Genomic DNA, 26,859 nt, shown 5'->3' with positions numbered 1-26,859 from the left:
TATGTTTGGCTGGTTATCGCTATTTTTTCAACCAAGACTTATGGTTCAGTTTCGTAAGCAACTGCATTTTTATACGCAAGATAAATCTCCTTCTTATATAAGTCAGTTGATTCTTTCTGTGTGGTTTGTGGTATGTTTTTGTTTTTTTAAATCAAAGATAGCAGGGATCGATAGCTGGAAATTGCCTCATTATTGGTATCCACAAATTGATTTTTCACGCTTTAAGTTTTTTGACCCTTTCAGAATGTTGCTTCAGACATTGTGGATTCTTTTTATTGTACAACCAAGAAAGCTCACGGAGGGGTTCTCTCTTAGCCAAATTATCAGCATAGTGTGGAAGCAAATTGGACGTTTGTTTTATTTACCATTAAAAGGATTAACTTCAATTGTTGTATGGCTAGAAGGGTGCTCAAGTCATTATGCTATTGATTCGAAACAAAAGAAAAAGAAAGCATCTTCATTATCGAACCGATTTATAAATATGGCGGTTGGTACTGTTGTTTTTCTTCTCGCGGTATTGTGTTTTACGATTCCATTTAGCCTAACAGCCCAAGCATTCTTTATTGTTGCCTTGTGGTCACTTGGTATGATGTTTCGACGTATGCCAGGGCGCTTCCCAACCATTTTATTAATCACTTTGTCTGTAACGGTATCTTGTCGTTATATCTGGTGGCGTTATACCTCTTCCTTGAATTGGGATGATCCACTTGCTCTGTTTCTTGGCTGTGTTTTATTAATGGCTGAAACGTATGCGTGGATTGTACTTATATTAGGGTATTTTCAAAATATCTGGCCGTTAAATAGACAACCCGTTTCTTTACCTGATGATCAATCAACGTGGCCAACGATTGATATGATGATCCCTACCTATAATGAAGACTTAGATGTTGTAAGAGCGACGGTGTATTCTGCGTTAGGCATTGATTGGCCAAAAGAAAAACTGAACATTTATATCTTGGATGATGGTAAAAGAGATTCGTTTAAAGAGTTTGCAGAAGAGATTGGGGTAGGATATATCCGCCGTCCAACCAATGAGCATGCAAAAGCCGGTAATATTAATTACGCTTTAAAACAGACGTCCAGTGAATACGTTGCCATTTTTGATTGCGACCATATTCCGACCCGTGCTTTTTTCCAAATGACAATGGGGTGGTTTTTAAATGATGAAAAACTGGGATTAATTCAAACCCCGCACCACTTTTTCTCACCGGATCCGTTTGAAAGAAACTTATCTAATTTTGGGGATGTTCCGAATGAAGGCAGCTTGTTTTATGGCTTAATCCAAGATGGTAATGATTTGTGGGATGCTTCTTTCTTCTGTGGTTCGTGTGCTGTTTTGCGTCGTGAGCCGTTAGAAGAGGTGGGAGGAATAGCCGTTGAGACAGTAACAGAAGATGCTCATACCTCATTGCGCATGCATCGTTTGGGTTATCGCTCAGCGTATTTAAGAAAGCCATTGTCAGCAGGTTTGGCTACAGAGACTCTGTCTGCTCATATTGGGCAACGTATTCGTTGGGCGCGAGGCATGGCACAAATATTTCGTGTTGATAATCCATTATTAGGTAAAGGGCTAAAGTGGCAACAACGCTTGTGTTATGCCAATGCCATGTTGCACTTTTTATCAGGTATTCCACGCATTATCTTTTTGCTAGCACCATTAGTGTTCTTACTTATGCATACGTATATTATTTATGCACCTGCATTAGCGATTATTTTATATGTATTGCCGCATATGGTACATGCCAGCATCACTAACTCTCGAATGCAGGGAGAATATCGTTATTCATTTTGGGGAGAAGTGTATGAAACGGTTTTGTCTTGGTATATCGCAAGGCCAACAACCGTTGCTTTATTTGCGCCTCATAAAGGGACGTTTAATGTCACAGCAAAAGGGGGCTTGATTGAAGATACACATTACGATTGGACGATTTCTAAACCCTATTGGTTATTAGTGACTTTAAATGTTTTGGGTATTGGTTTTGGTTTGTATCGCTTAGGTTGGGGGCCGGATGACGAGCTTGGTAGCGTAGTTGTTAACTTACTTTGGGTTTTTTATAACCTCCTTATTCTTGGTGGTGCGGTTGCCGTTGCCGAAGAATCAAAGCAAGTGAGAAAAGATCACCGAGTTGTCGTGAATATTCCAATGTCGATTCATTTGCCATCAGGCCACAAAATACGATGTGATATTAAAGATTTTTCATTAGGTGGATTGAGAGTTGAATTACCGACATCGGTTGAGCTGTTTTATGGACACTCTTTAGACATAATTTTGCAGCGCGGTGAACACCATTTTGTTTTCCCTGCAAAAGTGACTTATAGCCGAGGAAAAGCGTTAGGTTTACAGCTTGAACCACTGACGAAACAACAAAATATTGATTACGTGCAATGTACCTTTGCCCGTGCTGACGTATGGACAAAATGGCAAAACAGTTATCAGAGCGACAAGCCTTTAATGAGTATGCTTAGCGTATTTAAGATAGGTGCAAGAGGCTACAGAAATACAATCGCTTATAGCCCTAAATGGGTCAAAATGATTGCGCAATTTATAACAATAATAAGTGAGTTTTTGCTCACGTTTAAACCTATAAAAGTTAACCTTCAGAGTGCGAAGTTATGTGGATGAAAACTAAAATAAATGCCATAGCGGTGGCGATAGGCTTGATCAGTTTTACGGCGAGTGCGGTAACGCCGCTTATGGCTAATGAAAATAATAGCTCAACACAAGTGGCCAGTGGAGAAATGGTCACTTCGCGGATTTCCCCAGTTGTAACCAATAAGACATTCAGCTTTAGTGATCTTGGTTATGGGCATTCAATTCAATTACTAGGCAGTGAAAGTACGGCTTATGTTGGTTTTGGATCTCGATTGGATGAAGTGGTTTCACAAGCGTCACTGCATTTTGAATTAACTCCATCACCCGCGTTATTGTCTTTGGTTTCTCATGTTAAAGTATATTTCAATAATGAACTTGCTGGCGTGGTTGCTATTGATAATGGAATGCAAGGTAAATCTTCTTCTGTTGATTTGAATTTAGACCCTCGTTTATTTACCGATTATAACCAACTTAAATTTGAGTTAGTCGGAAATGCTTCAATGTTATGCAGTAATCCAAATGACAGCAGTATTTGGGCTGAAATTAGTTCAAAGAGTACTATCTCTTTATCAACTCAAAAAACAAAAATAAATAACGATTTAAGTTTATTACCCGCGCCATTTTTTGATTCAAGAGATATGGGCGATTTAACGCTACCGATGGTGTTTGGTGATGAACTTGATATCAATGAAATCAAAGCTGCAGGCATAGCATCATCATACTTTGGTTCATTATCTGAATGGCGAGGTTCAAATTTCCCAATGATTGATAATGCATTACCAACTCGTGATGCAATTGTTTTTGTTACTAATGACAGTAAACCTGATTTTTTAAGGAACTTTCCGGATGTAGATGGACCGCGAGTTCAAATGATTTCTCACCCAACGGATCCTTATATAAAACTATTGCTTGTGCTTGGTCGTGACAGTCAAGATTTAGTAACGGCGGTGAAGGGATTAGCGTTAGGAAAAAATCTATTTACTGGGTCATCAGCAAAGATCAATAAGGCAGAACAACTTGTGCCGCGTAAACCTTATGATGCACCCAATTGGATAGATACAGATAGAGCGGTGGCGTTGTCTGATTTATTAACAGAAGGGGCGTCATTGCAAGTCGAAGGGCAAAATCCGCCTCCTATTTCAGTGAACTTCCGTTTACCGCCAGATTTATTTACTTGGCAAAGTCGTGGTATTCCATTTGATTTGAATTATCGCTACACCCCGCCATTGATGGATCACTCTGGTTCTCGAATGAGTTTAAGCGTGAATAATCAATTCGTAAAAGCGTTTAATTTGAACACATCTGGAGAGTCAACTAACAACACGCGTCTACGATTACCCCTGTTAGATGATGATTTATTAGGTGGTGGTGATGTAGTTCGTATCCCTGCTTTCCAAGTGGGCAGTAAAAATGAAGTGAAATTTGAATTTGGTTTTGCATCATCTGTGGGGGGGAAAGACCAGTGTCAAACCATGCAACCAAGTAAAAATTATGCGGTGATTGGTGAGGACTCTACCATTGATTTCTCTGGTTTTTCACATTATATCGAAATGCCAAATATGCGTGCGTTTGCTAATTCCGGCTACCCATTTACAAGAATGGCAGATTTGTCAGATACCGTTGTTGTTATTCCTCAAAAGCCATCAAATGAAGAGATTCAGACGTTTGTTAATATGATGGGCGTATTTGGTTCAAACTCAGGTTACCCAGTATTAAACGTGGCTGTTACCGATAAGTGGAGCAAGGAAAAATTAGAAAATAAAGATATCCTAACAATTGGAGTCATGCCTGAATTGGCCTCTGTTGATAAAAAAGACATTGAGCATATCCAATTGATGTCATCTGATCGCGTACTTAATTTACCAAGTAAAAATGAATCGCAAAGAGGAAAAAATTGGGTAGACCCAGCGAGCGATAATCAGCAAGTTGCCGATTCTATTAGTATTAATACCACCGGAAATTTTGCTGCAATTACAAGTGTCGAATCGCCTTATACAGCGCAGCGCACCATGGTGAATTTACTTGCTCAAACACCAGAGTCATTTGCGTTGATTAATGAATCATTAAACGACAGTGGCAAAATATCATCTATGTTTGGTTCAGTAATTACTTTACGTGATGATGAAGTAGCCAGCTTTAATGTGGGTGAACATTATTATGTTGGTGAACTGCCTATATCACAGTTGATTTGGTATCACTTTTCTAAATATCCATTATTGATTGCTTTCTTTTCTACTTTATTGGTCGTTATGGTTACTATTATTTTATATCGAGTACTTCGTCACATTGCACAACGTCGTTTAAATACAAGAAGAGGATGAACAATGAAAACGCGACTGACCTTATTGAGTGTCTTTATTGGTTCATTACTAACAACATCGACGATCACAGCACAAGAGGTGAGTCTTTCACCTCGCGTTAAATCGCAAGTGGTAATGACAAAAGAAAATCAATGCCAATGGGCACTTTGGAATAGCTTTAAGAAAAACTACATTAAGAATGGAAGAGTGATTGATACTAGCGATCCTCGCTTAATTACGACGTCAGAAGGGCAGTCGTATGGGTTGTTTTTTGCACTAATAGCGAATGACCAAGCAACGTTTAGTTCGTTACTTAATTGGACTGAAAAAAACTTAGCAGGCGGAGATCTTACGGCTCAACTCCCCGCGTGGTTGTGGGGAACAAGAGCAAATGGCAGTAAAGGTGTGCTAGATGCAAACTCTGCGTCAGATTCGGATTTGTGGATTGCATATAGCTTAATGGAGGCGGGTCGCTTATGGGATAACTTCTATTATCAATCTTTAGGCCATTTGCTTGCGAGCCGTATTTTACGAGAAGAAACCGCGGTTGTATCAGGTCTTGGTACGGTCTTATTGCCTGGTAAGCATGGGTTTATTCTGGGTGATAATCACGTTCGTTTAAATCCTAGTTATGTTCCATTGCAATTACTTACTCGCATGGATACATTGTTTCCAAATTATCAATGGGCTGAGTTATATCAATCAAGTGCGCGATTGATTAAAGATACCATGCCTAAAGGGTCTAGCCCTGATTGGGTTGAGTGGAGCAGTGATCAATTTCAAAACGACAAAAAAACCAAAGCCATTGGTAGTTATAACGCAATTCGTACTTACTTATGGGCAGGAATGCTACCTAACAGTGATAAGAACAAAGCAGCTATTTTAAATAAAATGCATCCAGTCGTGCTTGAGTTAGAAAAAGGTAAAGGAATGCCTGAAATATTTAATACTCAAACTGGCAAAATAAAGAATATAGGTGGAGTTGGTATTAATGCCGCAATTCTTCCGCTGTTAGATGCCGTTGATTCAACTCAAATTGCAGATGAGTATGCCCAAAGCATTGAGGATTCTCTATCAACTATTGAGAAAGACCGTTATTACAACAGCGTATTAACCTTGTTTGGATTAGGTTGGCATCAAGGGCTTTATCAGTTTGATAATGATGGCAGTGTTATTCCTAGTTGGGCTCATGTATGTCAATAGAACGCTTCGTTATTAATAAAAGAATTCACATACTTCCTATTGCCGTAGTAGGAGTGTTTTTTTCATCATCGATTATGGCGGCGACGCCTAAATCAGATTTAATAATGATGAAGCCAATTGTGTTTCAGAGTGATGTGTCTAATGTTGATTCGACTAAACAGTTAGTGGAACAGTTAAGATATGCACAATTACTTCATCGTCCCGATATTACTGAAACAACACTCGAGCGTTTATTTGCGGTTGATCCTAATAATGCCGAAGGACTGAGTTTTCAAGCTCAGCATTTGGTGAAATTGGGGCAGGTTGACCAAGCGATGATGATTTTAAAAAAATTAGAAGCGACCCAACCTAATTCAGTAACCACCAATCAGCTTAGAGATAGCTTATCTATTTATGGCGAGAATAAAGCGGCCTATCAGAAAATCATTTTACTATCTCGTTCTGGTCGCAATAAAGAAGCGCTACAAGCATTAAATACGTTATTTCCTAATGGTATGCCGACGCCCGAATTACAATTGACCTACTTGAATATAGAGTCAGGCGTTAAAGGGCATGAAAGAAAGGTGTTGATTGGACTTAAAAAGCTCAATGCAGACTATCCCGGAGTACCTGATTTTCAGCTTGCTTATGCAGAGCATATCTCAAAAGGTGAACCATCAAACCCTATTGCCATGAAGCTGCTACAGCGTCTTTCTTTAGAGTCGTCAGTATCAGGCAGCGCTGCGTCATTATGGATCTCTCGCTTAAATGATAGTTACATAACAAAAGAGGTTGTTCAGCAATACGCGATACTTTCCAGTTATTACCCTTCAAATGCAACCTACAGAAAAGCATTAATTGATGCGAATAAGCGCTTTGAAAAAGAAGCAGGGTTGAGAAAAGACTCTAAATACCTAGCTAAGTTAACCGGATTAAAAGAGCTTGAGTCAGGGCATATTCTGAATGCTCGACAACAATTATTGACAGCATTAAAAGCTCGACCTAATGATCCTGAGATTTTAGGTGGGTTAGGTATGGTTTATCTACGATTAGGTCAACAAGAAGTGGCTTTATCTTATTTTAAAAAAGCCAAAAAATACGATAAAGATCTTCGAAATGTCGATAAATGGACTGGTTATATCAACTCTTCAAGTTATTGGGCTTACCTCGAACACGGTGAGAAAATGATGCAAAGAGGGGATTTTGATGGTGCAAATAGAAAATACCACCAAGCAATAAAATATGAGCCAGATGACCCATATGCATATAATTACCTTGCTGAATTGGCTTTAGCTCAGAAAGACGAAGAGCAAGCTTTAGATTATTACACTACCGCATTACGCAAAAATCGGTTAGATGAAACGGCATTACGAGGTTGGTTTAATTTACAGATCTCTTTTTATGGAGGCGAGGAAGCGTTAGAGGAAGGTCGTAAATTATCTTCACGCCAACAACGTATTTTGGCAGAACGATTTCATGACGTTGAGATCTCTTTATTAATGACTGAGCTTACTGTCGCGACTAATAAAGGGGATATTGAACACGCTAAAACGATCTTGGATAAGCTTGTGATAGAGCCCCCCGTCTCTCCTTGGCAGCGTAGTGAAGTAGCTGATTCTTTACGATTAACGGGGCAAACTCAACGTGCTGATAAATTGATGTCGGCTTGGTCAAAAAATGGAACGCCGGAGATGTCATTTGCGTATGCTTTGTATTTGGCTCGCTATGGTCAAACGGTTGAAGCTATTGCCCAATTGACGGCAGTAGCTGAAAGTGATCGTAGTGAAGCAATGAACTCAAACTTAAATCGCTTAGAACAAAATCAAATGTTTAGTGCATTATTTATTCTTGCTAAAAATGATCCAGAAGCTGCACAGAAAGAGATTAGGCGATTAGAAATCGAATATAATTCAGACCCTGATACAATGTTATCGTTAATTGATGTTCAATTTCAGCTTGGGTTTACAAAGCAAGCGATTACTGAACTACAGAGTATTAAACCGACAGATAAATGGAACATGGAAACGCAGTTACGTTATGGCGGGTTATTGTATACATTTGAAGAAAATGAAAAATTTAAAGAATGGAAAAATCATTTAGAAGGTAACAGTGAATATACTGTTATTTCGTTTGATCAAAAGATCCGTCGCGATTTACTTTTTGCTGAGTATGCAGTTCGAAATGAAGAGTATGATAGTGCTAAAACGTACTACTCGTCAGCAAGCCAATTAAATTCACAATATCGATATGATGCATTGTTAGGGTTATTGAAAACAGAAAGAGCGCTTGGTGAAGATGATGCGGCACACGAATTAGCCCTATATTTATTTTCTGAAAGACAAGCACTTAATAGTCGTCAAAGTATGGAGTTGGCACTTACTCTAGTGGGCTATGGTTATCAATCTGAGTCAATGAGCTTAGTTGAATCCTTAAAAGAGAAAAAAGGCAGCGATGCGATTGATTATCGTGATGGTATGGCGGTTGCTATGGAAGGTAGAGATTGGTCACTCGCCAAGAATATGGCCTATTCAGCGTTAAAAAAAGATGCTATTAACCCACAAAGGGGCTCAACTACTTCAGAATTTATTCATTTGGGATACGACCAACAACAAGATGATGTGACAGAAGAGAAAAACCTGCGTGAACTATATAATCATGCCGATAATAACTGGCTTACTCGAAATGTGAAATCTGATTTAGATAGTATTCACGCTCGTGATCAGGGTTATATTTCTTTTGGTGTCGATTACAGTGCGCGTGAAGGTGAAAATAGGTCAGTACAAATACCTGTTGAAGCTATCATTCCAGTACCTAAATATGATGGGCATTTACAACTTCGTGCCGATGTCGTACATCTAAATTCTGGTGATATTGATTATTATGATTCTTCGGAGGTCATGAATGAACAGCACACTGGGTCTGCTTTTGGCATTGGATGGCTCGCAGATTCGTGGAGTGCGGATATAGGCACGACGCCACTGGGATTTGATCAACAAAATATTGTTGGTGGTTTGAACCTTTCTGGAGATTTAGGTGATGTGGGCTGGAAAGCAACGTTATCTCGACGTGCAGAAACCAGCAGTACTCTTTCTTATGCGGGTATGACGGTGCCTAATGGCGTGAAAGATGACAAAGGTAAAGATTGGGGAGGGGTGATGAAAACCGGTGTTAATCTCGGTGGCAGTTACGACCTTGGCGGACCTGTCGGTTATTGGGCAAGCGCACAGTTCCACAAAATGACAGGAACGGGTGTAGAAGACAACACTCGTCTAGGTTTACTTGGTGGTACGTATTGGAAAATTATCAATGAAGATAATCGTCGTTTAAGTCTTGGTTTGAACTTAATGTATCTAAACTATGATAAGAACCTGAGTGAATATGCTTATGGGAATGGAGGCTATTACAGCCCACAACAATATTTCTCAGTTTCTATTCCTGTGAATTATTATGAGCGCTTAAATGATGGCTTATCGTACTTAGTCAGTGGTTCAGTGTCTAACTCTTGGACAGAAGAAGATGCGCCATACGGACTATCAACTGCAGATTCAAGTACTGGTGGTGGTTTTGGTTTCTCTTTAGAGGCAGCGGCAGAGCAACGTATTAGTAAACGCTGGTATTTAGGTGCAGCGGTTGGTATCCAACGCTCTGATTTCTATGAACCAAACCATTTACTCTTTTATGCGAAATATACTTTTACAGATCACTGGCAGCCAATAGCAATGCCTGTTGACCCATTAACCTTATATGGCGATTTTGATTAGAGGTGTTTAATCTCATCATAAGAACCAAGTAAACAAAAAGCCGATGAAATTAATATGTCCAACTTAACAGGGTCACTTCAGTCATTGGCTTTTTTTGATTTGTAATTTGAGATAAATTACTAACTATCATTTTTTAATTTCTGTTCTTGTAATAAATTTTCAATGTATTTACAAGTAAATGGTATTAAATCTGCTACTATTTTCGAAGCCAATATACTTTCAATATTCACAAGTATTTGGACATAGCGGTAACGTTTACCGAAGAGCTTTATGCCACCAAATTCAACTTCCTCGCCTTTCTTTATTACCTCAGTTGTTGTCATTTTATCATAGATATTAAATCCATCTTGATTATGGCAATTGATACAAACAGAATTAATGGAGGTGTTTTTACGTAATATATCTAGCATTGTTAATATAATAATAGAGCGGGGTTTTGGAATTATGCTGTAAGATGAAATGAAATATAGCACAATTTCTTGTTCTTGTTCTTGTTCTTGTTCTTGTTCTTGTTCTGGAGAGGATTCAATAAATTCACATTTATTTGGGTCTAATGAGGGCATTCCGTGTTCTACTGAAACATAACCATAGAGTAAGTGCCCTATCAATTCTTCTTTTTCACCCAGATATAAATCAACATAAACATTTTTTTTTGTAAAAAAGGCATCGTTGAGCTCTACACCAAGGTGGTGTAAATGGAATGCTTGCAACTTCTTAGATAATAAAGGCTCATTTTCTAACATATTCAATTTTATTAAATGGAAAGGTAGGTCATTATTTATATATGAATTTTTTACAGTGTTAATAATCTTATCTAAACTATTCTTTTTATTAGATGAGGGATTAGTCTCAGGATCTAAAAGGTGAGCTATATCATCATTCATTAATCGGGCGATAATAATTTGTTTTTCAAGTTTTGGTGTTGTTACTCCCCTCTCCCAACGGCTTAACGTTGTTAAGTCAAGTTTAGAAAATTGTTCATCAGAATTTATTAATAATTCTAACAGTGACTGCTGAGTTAGCTCAGGGCGAACGCATGAGTAGAATTTTTGTTAACGAAACGAGTTGAAAATGTAAATAGAAGCTAATCTGCGTTTTTGTATTCACACTTAACCACCAATAATTGATTAAGAATTAACCTCTATTTTTGCTGGTAAGTATTTTTATGAGTTAAATAAGTGTAACGATTAACAGAATGATAACTCATGCGTTCGCCCTGTGAGTTAGCTCTTGTTCGCTTCGAATTCTTTGTAAGTAGTTTGCAAACCTCATTGATTATATTCCTTTATCATCCTTTCTATTAAATATAGCTTATTAAGTTTCTTTTTCCATAGAATCTCTGGCAGGATAGTTGTTACTGTTAAAATTTAACCAGTTTGAGTAATAAAGAGCCTAGCTTTCAACCAAATCACGCATTGGTTTACTTTCTTTGGGTAGTAACCTTGTTGTCGTTTTTACATCATCAGAGTGTTCAACATCTCCTAAAAAGTGAGCCAGAGTTATACTGGTATCGTTTTATTGTATTGCTCGAAGCCCTGCACGCATTAACGTATGTTCAAGCTCTCGTACATTGCCTAACCACGGACTGTTCTCTAAATGAGTTAATGTACGTGGATGAATATGCAGGTTAGGCACGTTAAATTGGGTACGAACTTTATCTAATAAATAGCCCGCTAAAACAGAAATATCACCGTCACGATCACGAAGGGGAGGCACATTTATTGGGAACACATTTAAACGGTGGAATAAGTCAGCTCTAAAGCGTCCAGCTTCTACTTCTTGCTCTAAATTTCGGTTGGTTGCGGCGATGATACGCACATTCACCATTACGTTTTTATCGGAGCCAACACGCTGAACTTCACCTTGTTGAATAACACGTAATAATTTGGCTTGAATTAATAAAGGCAATTCACCGATTTCATCTAAGAAGATCGTACCGTTATCCGCTAATTCAAACTTGCCCGCTCGATGGTTATTTGCACCAGTAAACGCGCCTTTGACATGGCCAAATAATTCACTTTCTGCGAGAGACTCTGGTAATGCAGCACAGTTTACATAAATCATTGCTTGGTCACTCCGAGAAGATTGCTCATGGACTGAATGCGCGACCAATTCTTTGCCTGAACCCGTTTCACCACTGATGAGAACTGCATAATCAGAATGCGATACCATCTTGATATTATTACGTAATCGTTCAATTTGAGGGCTAATCCCAATCAATTCACCTTTTTGATTTCTGGCTTGTTGGATTAAGGCTTGGTTGATCGATTTCTGTTGTTGATTACTGTTTTTAAGCGTCTCAATTAAGGCTTTATTATGTAGGGTTTCAGCGGCTAATGCTGCGAAGGTTTCAATGGTTATGTTATCTATCTTTTTAAAGGCACCAACCTCTAATGCATCTAGGGTTAGTAAACCCACTAAAGTATCTTCGACATATAAGCTACACCCTAAGCAGTCATGCACTTCAATATTGACATGTTCATCAACCAATAATAAGCCATCAAAGGGGTCTGGTAGGTCTGAGTTGGATTCGAATCGAACAGGGTGTTACTCTCTAAAATGGCTTGCAATCTTGGGGGTACTTTTGGAGGAAAGCAACGACCTAATACGGCGGTAGATAAACCCTGAACGGCAACCGGTTTTAAGCACCCATCATGGTCTAATACAAACAATGCACTAGCATCACAGGGAAACACTTGATGAATAGAAGAGATCAAACGTTGGTAATGTAAATCACTTGATAAATTAGAACTAAGATCCAATGCGATTTGAAGTAAGACTTTTTCGATAGAGGGTTTCATTAAATACACCAACTGACAACAGAGTTAATAGGGTATCAGTTGATGTTAAAAACACATCATTGAAGGTTTAATCTAGATCAATGAAAGGGTAATCAGTAGATAAATGATCTTACCAGAGATCGGGATAGCCCGTTTATTTAACTCTTTAGGAGTAAGAATGTCTCCGGTGGGAGGATGAATTGTGCACGAGTAAGTCACATTTAGCACTTATATTTATGATTTTATACGACCTAAATTGAGCACGCTTAAAATAAATAATCTACGCTTATTATTATTGTTAATCCATAAGGGTTTTAGATATGAATAAGTGGTTTGTCGTTTATTTTGCTTTTTTATTTAGTGGTTTTCTTTCTGCTGAAGAATCAAATCAGTTTGAGATTGGAAAACAAAAAGCCAAAGTATGCATGACTTGTCATGGTGCTGATGGCATTGCATTGATTGACCCCTATCCAAATTTACGAGGCCAGCGCGCTTCTTACCTTGTGTCTGCACTCAAAGATTATAAATCCCGCGAGAGAACCAGTGGGTTAGCCATTCTAATGCAGCAGCAAGCAGATACGTTATCTAATCAAGACATGAAAGACATTGCCTACTATTACTCGATGTTAGGTTCTGAGTCTAAAGATAAAATGGAGTAAAGGCGATGACAGATATCAGGGATTACGATACAAAAGTTGTACGCTATTTTATTATTGCTGCGGTTATTTGGGCTGTCATTGGTATGAGTGTTGGTGTGATGCTTGCAGCTCAGCTGTATTGGCCATCGCTCAATTTTGATTCTCAATATTTTCAGTTTGGTCGACTGCGTCCGTTGCATACATCGGGGGTTATTTTTGGTTTCGTTGTTAATATTTTAATGGGGACCTCGCTCTACATTGTTCAACGAACCAGTAAGATTGAATTATTTAATAAAAGCCTATCTTGGATGGTCTTTTGGGGATGGCAGTTTATTTTAATCCTCGCGCTAATTACCCTGCCATTAGGTTACACAACGACCAAAGAATACGCGGAATTAGAGTGGCCAATTGATATATTAATCGCCTTAGTTTGGGTGCTTTATGCGGTCTTATTCTTCGGTACTATTGCGAAACGAACGGTCAGCCATATCTTTGTTGCCAATTGGTTTTTTGGGGCATTTATTCTCGTTATCGCAATGATTTTTATTATTAATAATTTGGCATTGCCAGTGTCGATGTGGAAATCTTATTCGGTCTATGCAGGAGCGCAAGATGCCATTGTTCAGTGGTGGTGGGGGCACAATGCAGTAGGTTTCTTGTTAACTGCGGGCATTATTGCCATGAACTACTACTTCATTCCTAAGGTGTCAGAACGTCCTATTTATTCTTACCGTTTATCTATCATTCATTTTTGGGGATTAGTGGGCTTTTATACATGGGCGGGAACGCATCATCTGATCTATTCCTCAGTACCAGAGTGGGTGCAAAATATTGGTATCGTGATGTCGCTGATTTTGTGGATCCCATCATGGGCAGGCGCATTCAATAGTGCAATGACGTTGCTCTCTAACAAAGCAAAATTGAAGAAAGACTACATAATGTTGTTCTTCTTCTCTGCCATTCTTTATTACTGTCTCGCGACGTTCGAAGGTCCACTATTGGCGATCCGTTGGTTTAACATGGTTGCCCATAATACCGAATGGATCATTGGTCATGTACATTCAGCAGCTCTAGGTTGGGTGGGTATGTCTGCCATTGCCGTATTCTATTATTTCATTCCTCGCTTATGGGGAAAAGAAGAACTGTGGTCACTCCGTTTATTAAAATGGCATTTCTGGTTCGCTCATATTGGGGTTGCTCTTTATGCTATCGCTCTTTGGGTGGCAGGGATTGGTGAAGGGTACATGTGGCTTACCCAGCTTGATAATGGCTCACTCGCTTACAGTTTTGTGGAAGCGATGGACTTTAAAGCGCCTTGGTTGTTTGTTCGATTCCTTGGTGGTGTGTTCTTTGTGGTCGGTTTATTGATGATGGTCTTTAATCTGTATAAAACGGTTACCTCAAATTCGATTCCCACAACGGCAATGGAGGGTAAATCATGATCTTAAGTAAAGACTTTACCCAATCGGTTTTAATTTTAATTCTCTCAACGGTTATTGTTGCCTCTTTTTCGTTGTTAGTTTGGGTCGTTCCTAATGTGTTTATGGCCTCGGATTTGAAGAAAATATCTTTAGCTAAACCGCTTACAGCACTAGAACTTGCGGGGCGAGATATTTATATCAGCGAAGGGTGTCATGTTTGTCATACTCAAATGGTGCGTCCGTTAGAAGCAGAAATACTGCGTAATGGTCGTGCCAATAAAGAAGCCGATGATATTTATGAGTTTCCAAATTTATGGGGCTCAAAACGTACCGGTCCTGATTTGACGAACATGGGACGTAAGTATTCCGATCAATGGCATGTGATTCATTTAATGAACCCTCGTAATGTGGTGCCAACTTCTATCATGCCAAGCTATCCGTGGTTGTTTGAGCAAACTCTTGATGGAGAGGCTATTTCCGAAAAAATGCGAGCGCTACGTACGCTTGGTGTGCCTTATACGGATGCAGACATTGATGGTGCTCGACTTAAAGTGGTAGGGAAAACCCAAGGTGAAGCGTTAATCCGTTATTTGCAGAGCTTGGGTGTTGATACCATGCAAGATCAGGGAGAATAATTATGACTGGATTTTGGAATGTATGGGTCATTAGTCTTACTGTTATTTTCTTAGCCTTAATGGTCTATGTGGTGATTAAGTATTGGCGAACCAATCACCTTGCTGATAAAGATAAAACCATTGATTCATTTGATGACATTGATGAAAACGATGGGCCACCGCCGCGCATTATGTTCGTTGGTTATTTTGTTGCTTTTGTTTGTTCTTTGGTATTCCTATTTTTATATCCGGGGCTGGGTAACTGGCAAGGGCTGCTAGGGTGGCAGCAAAGTGATGATACGGTTCAGGATCACAATAAGTCTTTGGATGAACAAATAGCTCAATTAGGTGAGGCCGATTTAACGGTACTAGCCGCCGAACCAAACATTGTGGCTTCCGGTAAAGGGCTATTTCAAACTCACTGTGCTGCTTGTCATCGCGCTAATGGACAAGGTCAAAAACATTTCCCTAATTTAATTGATAATGTGTGGTTATATGGCGGCTCTGATGAAGCTATTTTGCATTCAATTAAAAAAGGACGTTACGGAGCAATGGCTGGGTGGATAAATATTCTTCCTAAAGAGGACATTCAGAATATTTCTTATTACTTGGCTTCTTTGCAACAGCGACCACTAAATGCACCTTCAGTCAAAATAGACCTTGGTAAAACGGCATTTATGAAAAGTTGTATTGCGTGCCACGGTGCCGATGCAAAAGGAAATCAAGCGATTGGGGCACCAAATTTATCAGATAATGTGTGGTTGCATGGAGGAAGTATTGAAGAAATACAACACACGATTAATTATGGTTTGAACAACATTATGCCCGCGTTTGAAGATCAATTAAGTGATAATGATATTTTAGCGCTCGCGGCGTTTATAACCAATCAACGTATAACTTACGATGCTAAAATTTCAGCCATTCCAGCGGATGAAATCACTCAAGGTGAATACCTCGCTTATGCAGGGGACTGTGTTGCTTGTCATAGTGCTGAAGGCGGCGAACCGTTCGCTGGTGGTTTGCCATTTGTTACGCCATTTGGGACCGTGTATTCAACCAATATTACGCCTCATTATACTGAAGGGATTGGTGATTACAGTTATGAAGAATTCAAAGCCGCTCTTTATGATGGCAAAGGTAAACATGGGTATCTGTACCCTGCAATGCCTTATACGTCTTACCAATACGTAACAGAAGAAGATGTAAAAATACTGTGGGATTACTTGCAATCCATCCCTGCGGTTTCTCGTCGTAATGATGAAAATAGCATGATGTTCCCATCAAATATTCGTTTAGGGCTATTGGGGTGGAATATCGTATTTATGGACAGAGATCCTCTTGATTTAACCAGTAACATACCAGAAGGGTCAACAAAAGAAGAGGCGGATATTTGGGCTCGTGGTAAGTATTTAGTGGCAGGGTTAGGGCATTGTTCTGAGTGCCATACGCCACGTAATATTGCTCAAGCATTAGAAACCGATAAAATATTCCAAGGTAATATTATTGATGGTTGGAACGCGCCAGATATCTCTGCTCGTGAGTTATATCAAGATCGTTGGGATGTTAAGTCACTGACTGATTTCTTGCATACCGGGCATTCAGATAAAGGGTCTGCATTTGGTGGTATGGCTGATGTAATTAAAAACAGTACTAGTTTCATGACGCGTCGAGATGTTGAGGCAATGGCAACCTATTTACTCACAGGCGATGAAAATAATACTATTCCGCCAAATACGAAACAGTTGCAGCCGACAGGGTTTACAGAGCAAGCGAAACAATCAGAGATGTATCCTTTATTCGTTTCAACCTGTGGTGCGTGCCATGGTGAAGATGGTAAAGGACGAGATCCAATAGCTCCTACACTGTTAAATAATGGGATTATCATGCACCGAGATCCATACAATACTATTGCAGTTGTTATTCGAGGGCTTGAACCAAGTTACTTAAATGAAGAAAGAAACTTCATGCCGATGGTGAGTTTTCAAAACATATTAACTGATGCTCAGCTATCTGAATTGATCTCCTTTATTCGTAATTACTTAGGTGATCGCACAGAGGTTGTGACGATAGAGGAGGTAAAAGCGGTACGAGAAAAGTTACAACAAGCCGGTTATGCGGGTAATTTCCATACCACTCCTGATATGTACGATAAGCGTGATCGTAATATTAATGTGGAATAGTTACTTTTAGAACAATAAAAATATAAAGATGAAAAGATGGGTCGTTGATAGATAATATCAACGACCCATTTTAGTAAAGGCAGAGAGTAATCATTAATTTCTCTTTGTATTACGCCACTGCTTTCACTTCATAGGTACTTTTCAATCTTAATGCGACATTTACTAAGGCAATTAATACAGGCACTTCGATTAGAGGCCCAATCACACCTGCAAATGCTTGGTCTGAATTCAAACCAAATACCGCAATAGATACTGCAATCGCTAGCTCAAAGTTATTACCCGTTGAAGTGAATGCGATAGATGCATTTTTATCATAAGGAATGCCTATTTTCTTACCAATAAAGAAGCTAGAGAAGAACATTAATACAAAGTAGATAGTTAGTGGAATGGCAATGCGAACCACATCCATTGGTAGCTCAAGGATCATTTCACCTTTTAAGCTAAACATCAGAACAATCGTACCCAATAAAGCAATCAAGGTGATAGGTGAGATTTTCGGAATGAAAACCGTGTTGTACCATTCTTCCCCTTTTTTCGCGACTAAGATCTTACGGCTTAAAAATCCAGCTAAAAATGGAATACCTAAATAGATAAGTACGCTGTGTGCAATATCCATCATTGAGATATCAACAACCATGCTTTCATAGCCAAAGATCGGTGGTAAAACACTGATAAACAACCACGCCATTGTACTGTAAGTGACGATTTGGAATGCAGAGTTAATGGCAACTAATGCCGCACCATATTCTTTATTACCACCGCCAATATCGTTCCATACCAATACCATCGCGATGCAACGAGCCAAACCGATGAGAATAATACCCACCATATAACCTGGGTGGTCACCTAAGAATGTCAGCGCAAGAATGAACATCAGAATAGGTCCGACAACCCAATTCATAATAAGTGAAAGAGTGATGGCTTTTTTGTCTTTCATGACAGGACCAAGTAAGTTGTAATTCACTTTCGCCAGTGGTGGGTACATCATTAAAATCAAACCAATAGCTAAAGGAATGTTGGTTGTACCGACTGACATGGATTCATTCCACTCAGCAACTTGAGGGAATTGAACGCCAATAAGAACGCCGATGGCCATCGCTAGGAAAATCCATAGAGTTAGGTATCTGTCGAGGAAACTGAGTTTAGGTTGCATAATACATTCCTTAATATGAGAGGTATTCTCTTAGTATAGCCCTGAATCGTGTATCGTCGAATTGCGATTCATGTAAGTAAAAAATAATCACGTTCTTAATTATAAACTCTGTAAGTAACGTGATTGTGTTGAATTTATGTAGTGTCTTTAATTACGTCAAAATGTTCTTAGTTAATTGCTCAAATTGAGTAATGCATTCACGGTTAGTTCGGTAACACATTTTTGGTGGTATCGATTCAGCAGTAATAAAGCCAGCTTGCTTTAATACGCGTAAATGTTCTGATACGGTTGATTGCGCTAAGCCAAGTTCAGAAACTAAATCACTGTTTAAACAGCCACCTGACTTCTCTAGTGTTGATAAAATCTTCAGAATACGAACACGAGCAGGGTGGGCTAAGGCTTTAGCGAGTGCTGCAAACTCTTTCTCTTGTTTCAGATCTTGTTCTGAAGTTGAAAAGGTACACTTGTTTGTCGGTTGGCATTGAGTTGTCATTATCAGCTCACTGGTTAATCGTAAAAACACGATTAATATAATAGGATTAAAAAGGAAGGTCAAGTAACGAAGAGTGAAAACTAAAATTTCTTGCAAAGAAAAAGTGATCAAGTTCGGAAATTGTTCGTTAACTGCTGATACTACCACAAGTTTTACACATAGCTTTCGATACATTATTTAGATGAATAGTCATTTTTATGAGGTCATAAATGTTAAATGGAATCTCAACTTAATCAACGGCATACACTTATGTAAAACCTAGTGCTAATTTGAGTTCGTCCCTGTCTTGGCCTCATCAATGAATACGATAAAAGTGCAAGATAATACGGTGTCCTTGTCTAATGAAGGCAAAGCATTATTGTATGCTTTACAAGAAATTGAACGAGATAATCAATTTAATAAGCACGAAAATGCAGATGTGACAGAGCAAGTAGAGTCTTTTGCTCATGGTGTGCTAGGGATAGATCACCCTGATAAAATTGAAGATGAAAATGATACTTCTTATTCAGCAGGCCTGTATGTATCGGCAGCCTTAACGGTTGGTGGTATTTTATTGGCTTTAGCTTAATTACGATGTAGATAAGTAGTTGTATTTGTTTCTGTAGGTGTCGTAAGGTAGAGGCATAACTTATTTATGGACAATACTTATGGCGAGACTAGGAATAGCAATACAAGCCTTATTAGCGGTTTCAATTTTTTATCTAGGTTACACTATCTATTCTTTTACTTATTCAATAAATACAGTGGTTGAACGCTATCCTGAATTAATGGAAGAGGTAAATAAAACCGCGGATAAACTTGAAATAGAGCAATGGCTATTATTGGCTCAACACATTGAAGAGTTAAGTCCACAAGTATTGACTTTAGTGAGTGAAGTAAAAGATACGGTTAAAGATGTAAATCAAACCGTCGTTTCGGTAGACAGTAAAATTCCTCTTATTCTTAATGAAGTTAAGTCTATTCGTACGGAGTCGTTACCTGAAGTGATTACGGTAATGAACGCTATAAATGAAAAGACAATCCCAACGGTATTGGTCGAATTAAAACATTATCGCGAGCAAGTTTTTCCTAAAGCCTTCATAGAGAGTAAGGGATATCGCGTAACGACAATTCCAGCGGTGATCAAAGAGTCGGAAAAATTACGTAAAGAAGTACCACCAATCATGCTTAAAGCCGATCAGATTATAGATAAAACAGAAGAGCTATCTCAACAAGCGACTCAAGGAGCTGTAAAAGGGGTGATTATGTCTCCGTTTAATTTATTGAGAGAAGCGGGAACAGAGATTCAATCTAAAGTTAAACAATAGTAATATTACCTTAAATAAAAACGCCGTAGAGTATTACCTACGACGTTTTTAGTGTTTATTAAAAGAGACTACAACGTATACCAACTCCAATAATTATCTGTTCATTATTACTGTTGAATAACTACTTATAAGAATTTTGCCTTACTCTTAAGTGATTTTCCTGCGTAATAAATAGATCATCTAATTAGTTACATTGGTATTAATATTTTATAAAGAGCTGTATTCTCCACGCGTTGTTGTCTAACTGTAAAAAAAGCCTGTCAGGGTAAACAGACAGGCTCTAGTCACAGAAATAAGGCTATTTTTCCGTAGAACTTAGTTGCAACTTGCTGCGCCTTTATCTTCCCAGACGTTTGCAACACCTGGTTTTTCATCTTTGGTCCACCATTTGGCTTGCCATTGTCGGCCATCATGCATAGTTACATCGTTGCCGTTGTATGCGACATCTTTGCTCCAGGCCAGTTGCACATTGCTCAATAATTGCCATTGATCAGTGGTTCGTGATGGCTTATTCCCCTGAGTCCAGTATTTGGCTTTCCATATTAGGTTATTAAAGCTGACGATATCGCCGCCTGTGTACACGCTAGTAGACTGCCAAGCAGGGTATTTAGTTGCGTCAGGATCGTTGCTATTACAGCTATTATCAGCTTCCACTGTAATAATTCGATTCTGTTCGCTAGTATTGCCTTCGCTATCTTGTACTCTGTAGGTTAGCGTATATTTTCCTGCAATATGACTATCTACACTACCAGCTATGGTGATATTTGCGGTGATATCGCCATCTAAATCATCATTTGCACTAACACCATCGCGCGGGTTGAATATATCACCAAAAGCAATGGAAGCATCTTCAATACCCTGTAAAACTGGGGCTAATGATGGTGTTGATGAGATATTAATTATCGCTGTCGAATGAACTTTACCATCAGTCACTAGCACTTCTATTTGCTGATTTGACAGAGCTTTCTTCGGCGTTGCAATGATTACGCTGGCCGTATTCTCTCCTGATACTAGGTGGTAACCAGTAGGGAGTTTCCATTGGTAGCTAAGCGACATATTGTTTGTCGTAGATACTTGAGCAGTAAGATTAATATTCTGCCCTGGGAAGTAATTAGCATCACCACTTAATACAACTTGTGGGCCTTTCATAAAACCGGGTGATTGTAATACCTTGACCGATTTGACAATGTTATCAAATACCGTTGAGTTGCCAACACTGCTATGGCGGGTATAGTAGGTTCCGGTAAAGTTAAGGCCCTCAAAGAAGCGTACCGAATAGCCTTGCGGTATGTCATAAGAGGATAGTTTATTATCAAAACCGAACACAGACATATCAGCGACATCGCTAGAAAATTGTACCATTTCGCCACTTTGGTCGTTTTCTGCATACAGTTTAACTGTGCTGTAAGGTGCCATCTCTGGAACAACGAGATCAATGTTCATCAATATATTTGATTCTACTGTGTTGTCGCCATGATTTCGTATCTGCATTGGTAAAATACCGCTGTAATTACCTTTAGCTAAGTGGTTATTTTTAGATGGATGAAACTCAAATTTGAATGTAGCTGGATTTCCATCACTGCACGGCGCGGCTGAGTTTAATGTTGACTGACGCCCACAACTAACACGATATGCAGTAAGGTTGATCACCTCTTTTTTCATTGTGCTGCGGTTTTCAATGACAACAGGTAGATCAGGAATGGTACGATCGCTCCAGGTAAGGTTCACCGGGCCTTGCTCTGGGTAGAACAGTACTGTACCTACTCTTTCTTTGCTAGCGGGTTTAGCGAATGTGCTTACTGTGTTGAAATTATTGATACGGAAGGTTTCTATCTCAGCATCAACCAATTCAGGATCAAACGGAGGTTGCATGGGATCAAACCAGTTTGTTGTCATACGGATCATTGTATGCTCTACAAGCTGGCCTTGCGCATTATACATATCAAGTGGGATCCAAGCCCGTGAAGCGAGTGATGCAGCTTCGTATGAATTGTATTTTAGCGTGACGGTATTCCCGTTATCAATAGCTTTGTTGATCGGGTAGTTAACACCGTTAGATTCTAACCATATTTTAATTGGTAGATTAAGCTCTGCGGCACTGGAAACTTCATTGGTGCGTTCATTTAAATATTGCGGATAGACTAATGAGTAGCTATCGTGATGCTCGATAGTGATGTTCGTGTTAGCAAAATACATCGCCCCCACATCAGCTTTGAGGATACCACTATCTTTGAAAGGTGAAAGCGCAATATTGGTTAGTTTTACTTTTGCATCAGTGCCTAGAACAGATACATTTTCAGCGTAATCATTTAACCACGGATTTTGTTCGCGCATTACTGATACTTTTACACCGACATTTTTATTGTTAGTGGCAGCTGCATGGACAGCAACCACTTCACCTGATTTACGATCAAGCACAGGAGAGCCTGAACTGCCTGCTTCAGTATCGCAATTATAAAAGGTGATGGTGTTATTTTCAGAAACAACTTTACAGTCACTGCCGTCGTCGTGAGTTGTAGCGACTATTGATTTGTGCCATCCTTGTGGGATAGTTAGTGTCTGATCGAGTACTGCGTTATCTTCCGCCAGTTTTAAACCACCAAATAAGCGTTTAACTTCAGAGTTATTTAAATCGAATTCATTAATTTTGAAGAAACTGTAATCAGCCTTATGGCCTGCAGCAATCACTTCTGTAACAGGAAGGCGGATAACATCTTCAAGCTGGGCATCGCCTTCACAATAGCTATGACGGTTATTGAATAAAGCTACCGTACCGGTAATTGGACGTGGTTCTCCGATCACATGTTCGTTAGTTAAAAATAAATTGCCAGAGCCAATAGAGGAAGCGGAGCCTAAGTTACCGCCGCCTTCAAGCGCCAACGCACTGCGCCCCCAAGTAAAAATGTCACTACCTTCATGGCAGACCAGACGAGTACGGTTATCTGCGCCAACGAATGCACGATCTTGTCGCGTCATGCTTGTTGCATTGTCAGTATATACTAATTTATCGATTGCTAAGTGAGCGTTTTTATTTAGCTCTACACCTTTTGGCAATGTCACCGATATGATAAAGCCGCCAGTTTGCGGCAGATAAAGATTATGTTCGCCATCGCTGATGCGGTATTTAGTATAAAGCACTTCACCTGTAATACTGCGAACTGTTAAGGCAACGTCAGCCGGGAGGTTTTTGGCTTGAACGATGATGTGCTTAAAGTTAGCGTTGTTATCATTGTCAAATTGGAAGTTTTTGTTATATATACCAGGTTGACCAGCTAATAAATCCATATCAATGATTTTATCATTGAATTCAGTCGCGTAAACGCTGGTTGATAGTAGTGAGGCTAGAAGTGTTCTTTTAAACATTCGAAAATTCTTTATTGAGTTAAATTATTCAATAAGGCAAACAAAGCTTGAACCAGTACAAAGAGGAGTTAATATTCGGTATGATAAAATCTATACACAAGATTATCGTGTTTAGATTTATGATCGAATTATACGTAAAAACCGATATGCGTAACATCATTGGTTAATTAATCAGTATTTACTATGGCATCCCCGCTATCTTAGGAAATATCCCTTAGACCGGAAGCTTTGCGTCCCAGTATTTCTACTGGTTTGCCTTTATCATATCAGCATTCTATATTGTCTGACGCTGCGCAGCATACATGTGAAAAAATTAAAATCAATAAATTATTAGGTCAGGGCTTCTGTATAAATGTGCATTTATTAGCGATTGATGTAAATTTAGTCAGAAAATGCGTTTAAACAGTCAGGTTTCATCATACATCCTTCTGCTTTTCCGGTTGTAACCTTTATGTCCTACACATATCGTCTTCTTTATTGATGAGCGTTTTTATTTCTCATCGTATGATGGCGTACGAAGAAAATATCAGTTATCACAGAATTAGGATGTGAGATGTGACATGACAATTAATACCAATGTAACTAAATAGATCAGATAATTATTGGAATTGGTATCATTCACCGAATTGTTGAGATTGAAATAAAAACGCCGTAGAGTATTATCTACGGCGTTTTTTGGTATTTATAGCAAAGACTACAGCTTACCAACGGTAGCCCAAATAGCAGATAGCGTGTCTTGACCAAAGGCGATGCTTCGCTCTGGAGACCAACCATACAGTTCATCAGCGTGGCTAATGTGATCTTTAAATGGCATCTCAACAGTATAAGACAGACATTTAAATTGCTCACCAACCCAGTTAGAACCAACGGTTAAGTTTGCCGTACCTGGTTCATCTTTGTCGTAGCCAATCTCGTCTTGAAATTCAGGAGTAATCGTTAGTAGCGCTTGTTTAAAGGTATTTTCTAACTCAGCAATGCGCTCATTGTAAGAAGGAAGGCCTTCACTGCCTGCAACAAAGTTGTATGGAATGGCCTCATCGCCGTGAATGTCTAAGAACATATCAACGCCGGTTGCTAGCATACGCTCACGAACAAGGAATACTTCAGGGGATCTTTCCATTGATGGTGTTTGCCATTCACGGTTTAAGTTCACGCCAATCGCATTGGTACGTAAGTGACCACGGATACTGCCATCAGGGTTCATGTTAGGGACAATATGGAAAACAGCGGTATCAAGTAGGGCACGGCCAACCGTATCGGTTTCATCTAATAGGCGTAATAATAAGCCTTCAATGAACCATTCTGCCATTGTCTCACCCGGGTGTTGGCGACCAGTGATCCAGATATTTTTTTTACCTTCGGCTGGCTCACCAATCGTTAGAATACTGATGTCATTGTTATCTAATGTCACACCAAGCGTTTCTAACTGGCAGCTGTGGTGCGTTTGTGCACCGTGAAGTAGATCTTGGTGACGGTCGTACGAGTAAGGTGCAAAGTACGCGAAATACATTGAACGGTACTCTGGCATTACATTAAAGCTAAGCGTATCGCCATCAAATTCAGTTGGAATACGGAACCACTCTTCACGGTCATAAGAAGCAACCACATCGTAATCTTGCCAACCTTCAGGATAAGCAGATTTAGCCAACCCTAAAATTTTAAATGAATGCTGCTGTTGAGGTTGGCTTTCTAAACGAAAGTGAAACCATTGAGCGATCTCAGTTTGGTTATCTGCAGGAATAGTCAGCTGAATATCATCAGGCGTATTCGCTGCAACGACATGGATGTTACCACTTTCAAAATTACTGAATATTTTCATTTATATACCACTTAAATTATAAATTTTATGATGATTATCGTTATCGCTTTACAGAATTAGCTTAACGCTTCATTCAATACTTTCGTTAAACGACCTACGGCTTCAACCAATTCTTCAGTATTTGCATTAGTAAAGTTTAAGCGTAATGCTGAGGGTGCGCCTTCTGGTTTAGGATAAAATACAGGGCTTGGTACTACAGCAACACCGTTAGCAATTAACGTTTTAGCCAGAGCGAAAGTGTCGCAATCAGGTAGAGATAACCAAATAAACATGCCGCCATCAACAGGGTTTAGCACGCAAGTGTCAGGTAATTGTTTTTTCAGTTCTGCGAATAACACATCATAACGCGTTTTATACAGCGCTTGAATTTGTTCCATGTGCAGACCAAAATCAGCGTGCTTTAATAGGCCAACCAGTAGTGCTTGCATTGGTACACTTGAATGTAAATCAGCACCTTGTTTTACTTTAATCAGAGGTTCTAAATAGCTTTTCTTGCCTGTTACTGCGCCAATACGTAAACCCGGAGAAGCAATTTTTGAGAATGAACGTAGCACGATAGAATCGTCAGGGCAAAAAGTTGAAACCATTGGCAGCGCTTCGCCGGTAAAGCGTAGCTCACGATATGGCGCATCTTCAATGAAAGCGACTTTGTATTTGATACACAGTTCAGCTACTTTTTTACGTGTTTCTAATGACCAACATACGCCTGTAGGGTTGTGGAAATCAGGCACGGCATAGAACATTTTTGGTGAATCTTGAATAAAGCATTGCTCTAGTTCTTCAAGATTAGGACCAAAATCTGTTTGAGATACGGTTGCGATATTGGCTTGAACTAAACCAAAAACTTGCATAGCACCAAGGTAGCTCGGTGCTTCCATAACCACGGTATCATTTGGGTTAATGTAAGCTCGTGCAATAAGATCTAATCCTTGTTGAGAGCCGGTACAGATCATTGGCATATGCGTTTCTGGTAATTGGTACATTTCTGTCAGTAGTTCTAACAGAGGGCCGTAACCTGCCGTCGCACCGTATTGAAAGACTTCTGGCATATCAGACAGGCTTTCTAATGTTGGTTTCATTAAATCAATTGGGAACGTTTTCTCATCAGGTAATCCGCCTGCGAGAGAGATAACATTCTTGTCCGTTGCTGCCGCTAAGATTTCTCTGATATAAGAAGATTGGATCTGTTGCAGTGAGTGAGCTATTTCCATATGTGTTCCCATCATTATCTTATTTATTTTATCCTTTGATAGTA

General features: G+C 39.3%; 15 protein-coding genes, 2 pseudogenes and 1 riboswitch. Of the genes and pseudogenes, 10 read left to right on the top strand and 7 right to left on the bottom strand.

Annotated features, from left to right (window positions below; all coding sequences use genetic code 11):
- The first annotated feature begins 1 nt into the window (after position 1).
- The 4 genes from bcsA to BTO22_RS15675 are packed head-to-tail and all read left to right on the top strand — an operon-like array spanning position 2 to position 9,836.
- Complete coding sequence (gene bcsA / locus BTO22_RS15690) at positions 2 to 2,623, top strand: UDP-forming cellulose synthase catalytic subunit (protein ID WP_105056280.1); 2,622 nt, start codon at positions 2 to 4, stop codon at positions 2,621 to 2,623.
- Complete coding sequence (gene bcsB, locus BTO22_RS15685) at positions 2,614 to 4,914, top strand: cellulose biosynthesis cyclic di-GMP-binding regulatory protein BcsB (protein ID WP_105056279.1); 2,301 nt, start codon at positions 2,614 to 2,616, stop codon at positions 4,912 to 4,914. The genes bcsA and bcsB overlap by 10 nt, the downstream gene beginning before the upstream one ends.
- Before the next feature lie 3 nt (positions 4,915 to 4,917).
- Positions 4,918 to 6,096, top strand: a complete 1,179-nt coding sequence (bcsZ, locus tag BTO22_RS15680; RefSeq protein ID WP_105056278.1) for a cellulose synthase complex periplasmic endoglucanase BcsZ — start codon at positions 4,918 to 4,920, stop codon at positions 6,094 to 6,096.
- Positions 6,087 to 9,836 carry a cellulose synthase subunit BcsC-related outer membrane protein gene (locus BTO22_RS15675; protein ID WP_105056277.1) on the top strand — a complete coding sequence of 1,250 codons (3,750 nt, stop codon included), beginning with the start codon at positions 6,087 to 6,089 and terminating at the stop codon, positions 9,834 to 9,836. The genes bcsZ and BTO22_RS15675 overlap by 10 nt, the downstream gene beginning before the upstream one ends.
- A gap of 119 nt (positions 9,837 to 9,955) precedes the next feature.
- Here BTO22_RS15675 and BTO22_RS15670 read toward each other — a convergent pair whose 3' ends face one another.
- Positions 9,956 to 10,720, bottom strand: a complete 765-nt coding sequence (locus tag BTO22_RS15670) for a hypothetical protein (protein ID WP_105056276.1) — start codon at positions 10,718 to 10,720, stop codon at positions 9,956 to 9,958.
- Positions 10,721 to 11,231: 511 nt separating this feature from the next.
- Positions 11,232 to 12,637: pseudogene (norR, locus tag BTO22_RS15665) on the bottom strand (nitric oxide reductase transcriptional regulator NorR); the annotation flags it as partial.
- Between the two features lie 299 nt (positions 12,638 to 12,936).
- On the opposite strand from norR, the gene BTO22_RS15660 reads away from it, so the two are divergent.
- Genes BTO22_RS15660 through ccoP form a run of 4 tightly spaced genes read left to right on the top strand, consistent with a single transcriptional unit; the run spans position 12,937 to position 17,469 of the window.
- Positions 12,937 to 13,275, top strand: a complete 339-nt coding sequence (locus tag BTO22_RS15660) for a c-type cytochrome (RefSeq protein ID WP_105056275.1) — start codon at positions 12,937 to 12,939, stop codon at positions 13,273 to 13,275.
- Between the two features lie 5 nt (positions 13,276 to 13,280).
- Positions 13,281 to 14,696, top strand: coding sequence for a cytochrome-c oxidase, cbb3-type subunit I (gene ccoN, locus BTO22_RS15655; RefSeq protein ID WP_105056274.1), 1,416 nt, complete (start codon positions 13,281 to 13,283; stop codon positions 14,694 to 14,696).
- Positions 14,696 to 15,310, top strand: a complete 615-nt coding sequence (ccoO, locus tag BTO22_RS15650) for a cytochrome-c oxidase, cbb3-type subunit II (RefSeq protein WP_105056583.1) — start codon at positions 14,696 to 14,698, stop codon at positions 15,308 to 15,310. The genes ccoN and ccoO overlap by 1 nt, the downstream gene beginning before the upstream one ends.
- A 2-nt stretch (positions 15,311 to 15,312) precedes the next feature.
- Positions 15,313 to 17,469: a cytochrome-c oxidase, cbb3-type subunit III gene (ccoP, locus tag BTO22_RS15645; protein ID WP_105056273.1), complete on the top strand. Its 2,157-nt coding sequence runs from the start codon at positions 15,313 to 15,315 to the stop codon at positions 17,467 to 17,469.
- A 109-nt stretch (positions 17,470 to 17,578) separates the two neighbouring features.
- Here ccoP and arsB read toward each other — a convergent pair whose 3' ends face one another.
- A complete protein-coding gene (gene arsB / locus BTO22_RS15640) occupies positions 17,579 to 18,622 on the bottom strand; it encodes an ACR3 family arsenite efflux transporter (protein ID WP_105056272.1) in 1,044 nt (347 codons plus the stop codon).
- Between the two features lie 151 nt (positions 18,623 to 18,773).
- Complete coding sequence (locus BTO22_RS15635; protein ID WP_105056271.1) at positions 18,774 to 19,115, bottom strand: ArsR/SmtB family transcription factor; 342 nt, start codon at positions 19,113 to 19,115, stop codon at positions 18,774 to 18,776.
- A 269-nt stretch (positions 19,116 to 19,384) separates the two neighbouring features.
- Here BTO22_RS15635 and BTO22_RS15630 point away from each other — a divergent pair.
- Both BTO22_RS15630 and BTO22_RS15625 read left to right on the top strand, forming a co-directional pair.
- Positions 19,385 to 19,683: pseudogene (locus BTO22_RS15630) on the top strand (hypothetical protein).
- A 79-nt stretch (positions 19,684 to 19,762) separates the two neighbouring features.
- Positions 19,763 to 20,422, top strand: a complete 660-nt coding sequence (locus BTO22_RS15625) for a hypothetical protein (protein WP_181044668.1) — start codon at positions 19,763 to 19,765, stop codon at positions 20,420 to 20,422.
- A 315-nt stretch (positions 20,423 to 20,737) separates the two neighbouring features.
- Here the strand turns inward: BTO22_RS15625 and BTO22_RS15620 are convergent, their stop codons facing one another.
- The 3 genes from BTO22_RS15620 to BTO22_RS15610 form a co-directional block, all read right to left on the bottom strand.
- Entirely contained in the window at positions 20,738 to 23,785 is a 3,048-nt protein-coding gene (locus BTO22_RS15620; protein WP_105056270.1) for an immunoglobulin-like domain-containing protein, read from the bottom strand.
- A 182-nt stretch (positions 23,786 to 23,967) separates the two neighbouring features.
- A riboswitch (cyclic di-GMP riboswitch) is annotated at positions 23,968 to 24,052 on the bottom strand.
- 427 nt (positions 24,053 to 24,479) lie between these two features.
- The gene (locus BTO22_RS15615) at positions 24,480 to 25,604 is read right to left on the bottom strand and encodes a M14 family metallopeptidase (RefSeq protein WP_105056269.1); all 1,125 of its coding nucleotides are present in this window, start codon (positions 25,602 to 25,604) and stop codon (positions 24,480 to 24,482) included.
- A 56-nt stretch (positions 25,605 to 25,660) separates the two neighbouring features.
- Positions 25,661 to 26,815: an aminotransferase-like domain-containing protein gene (locus tag BTO22_RS15610; RefSeq protein ID WP_105056268.1), complete on the bottom strand. Its 1,155-nt coding sequence runs from the start codon at positions 26,813 to 26,815 to the stop codon at positions 25,661 to 25,663.
- Positions 26,816 to 26,859 lie beyond the last annotated feature (44 nt).

This window comes from Aliivibrio sifiae, assembly GCF_002954705.1.
Classification (GTDB): Bacteria; Pseudomonadota; Gammaproteobacteria; order Enterobacterales; family Vibrionaceae; genus Aliivibrio; species Aliivibrio sifiae_A.
Note: the sequence above shows the minus strand (reverse complement) of the source record. Positions and strands in the feature narration are given on the sequence as shown.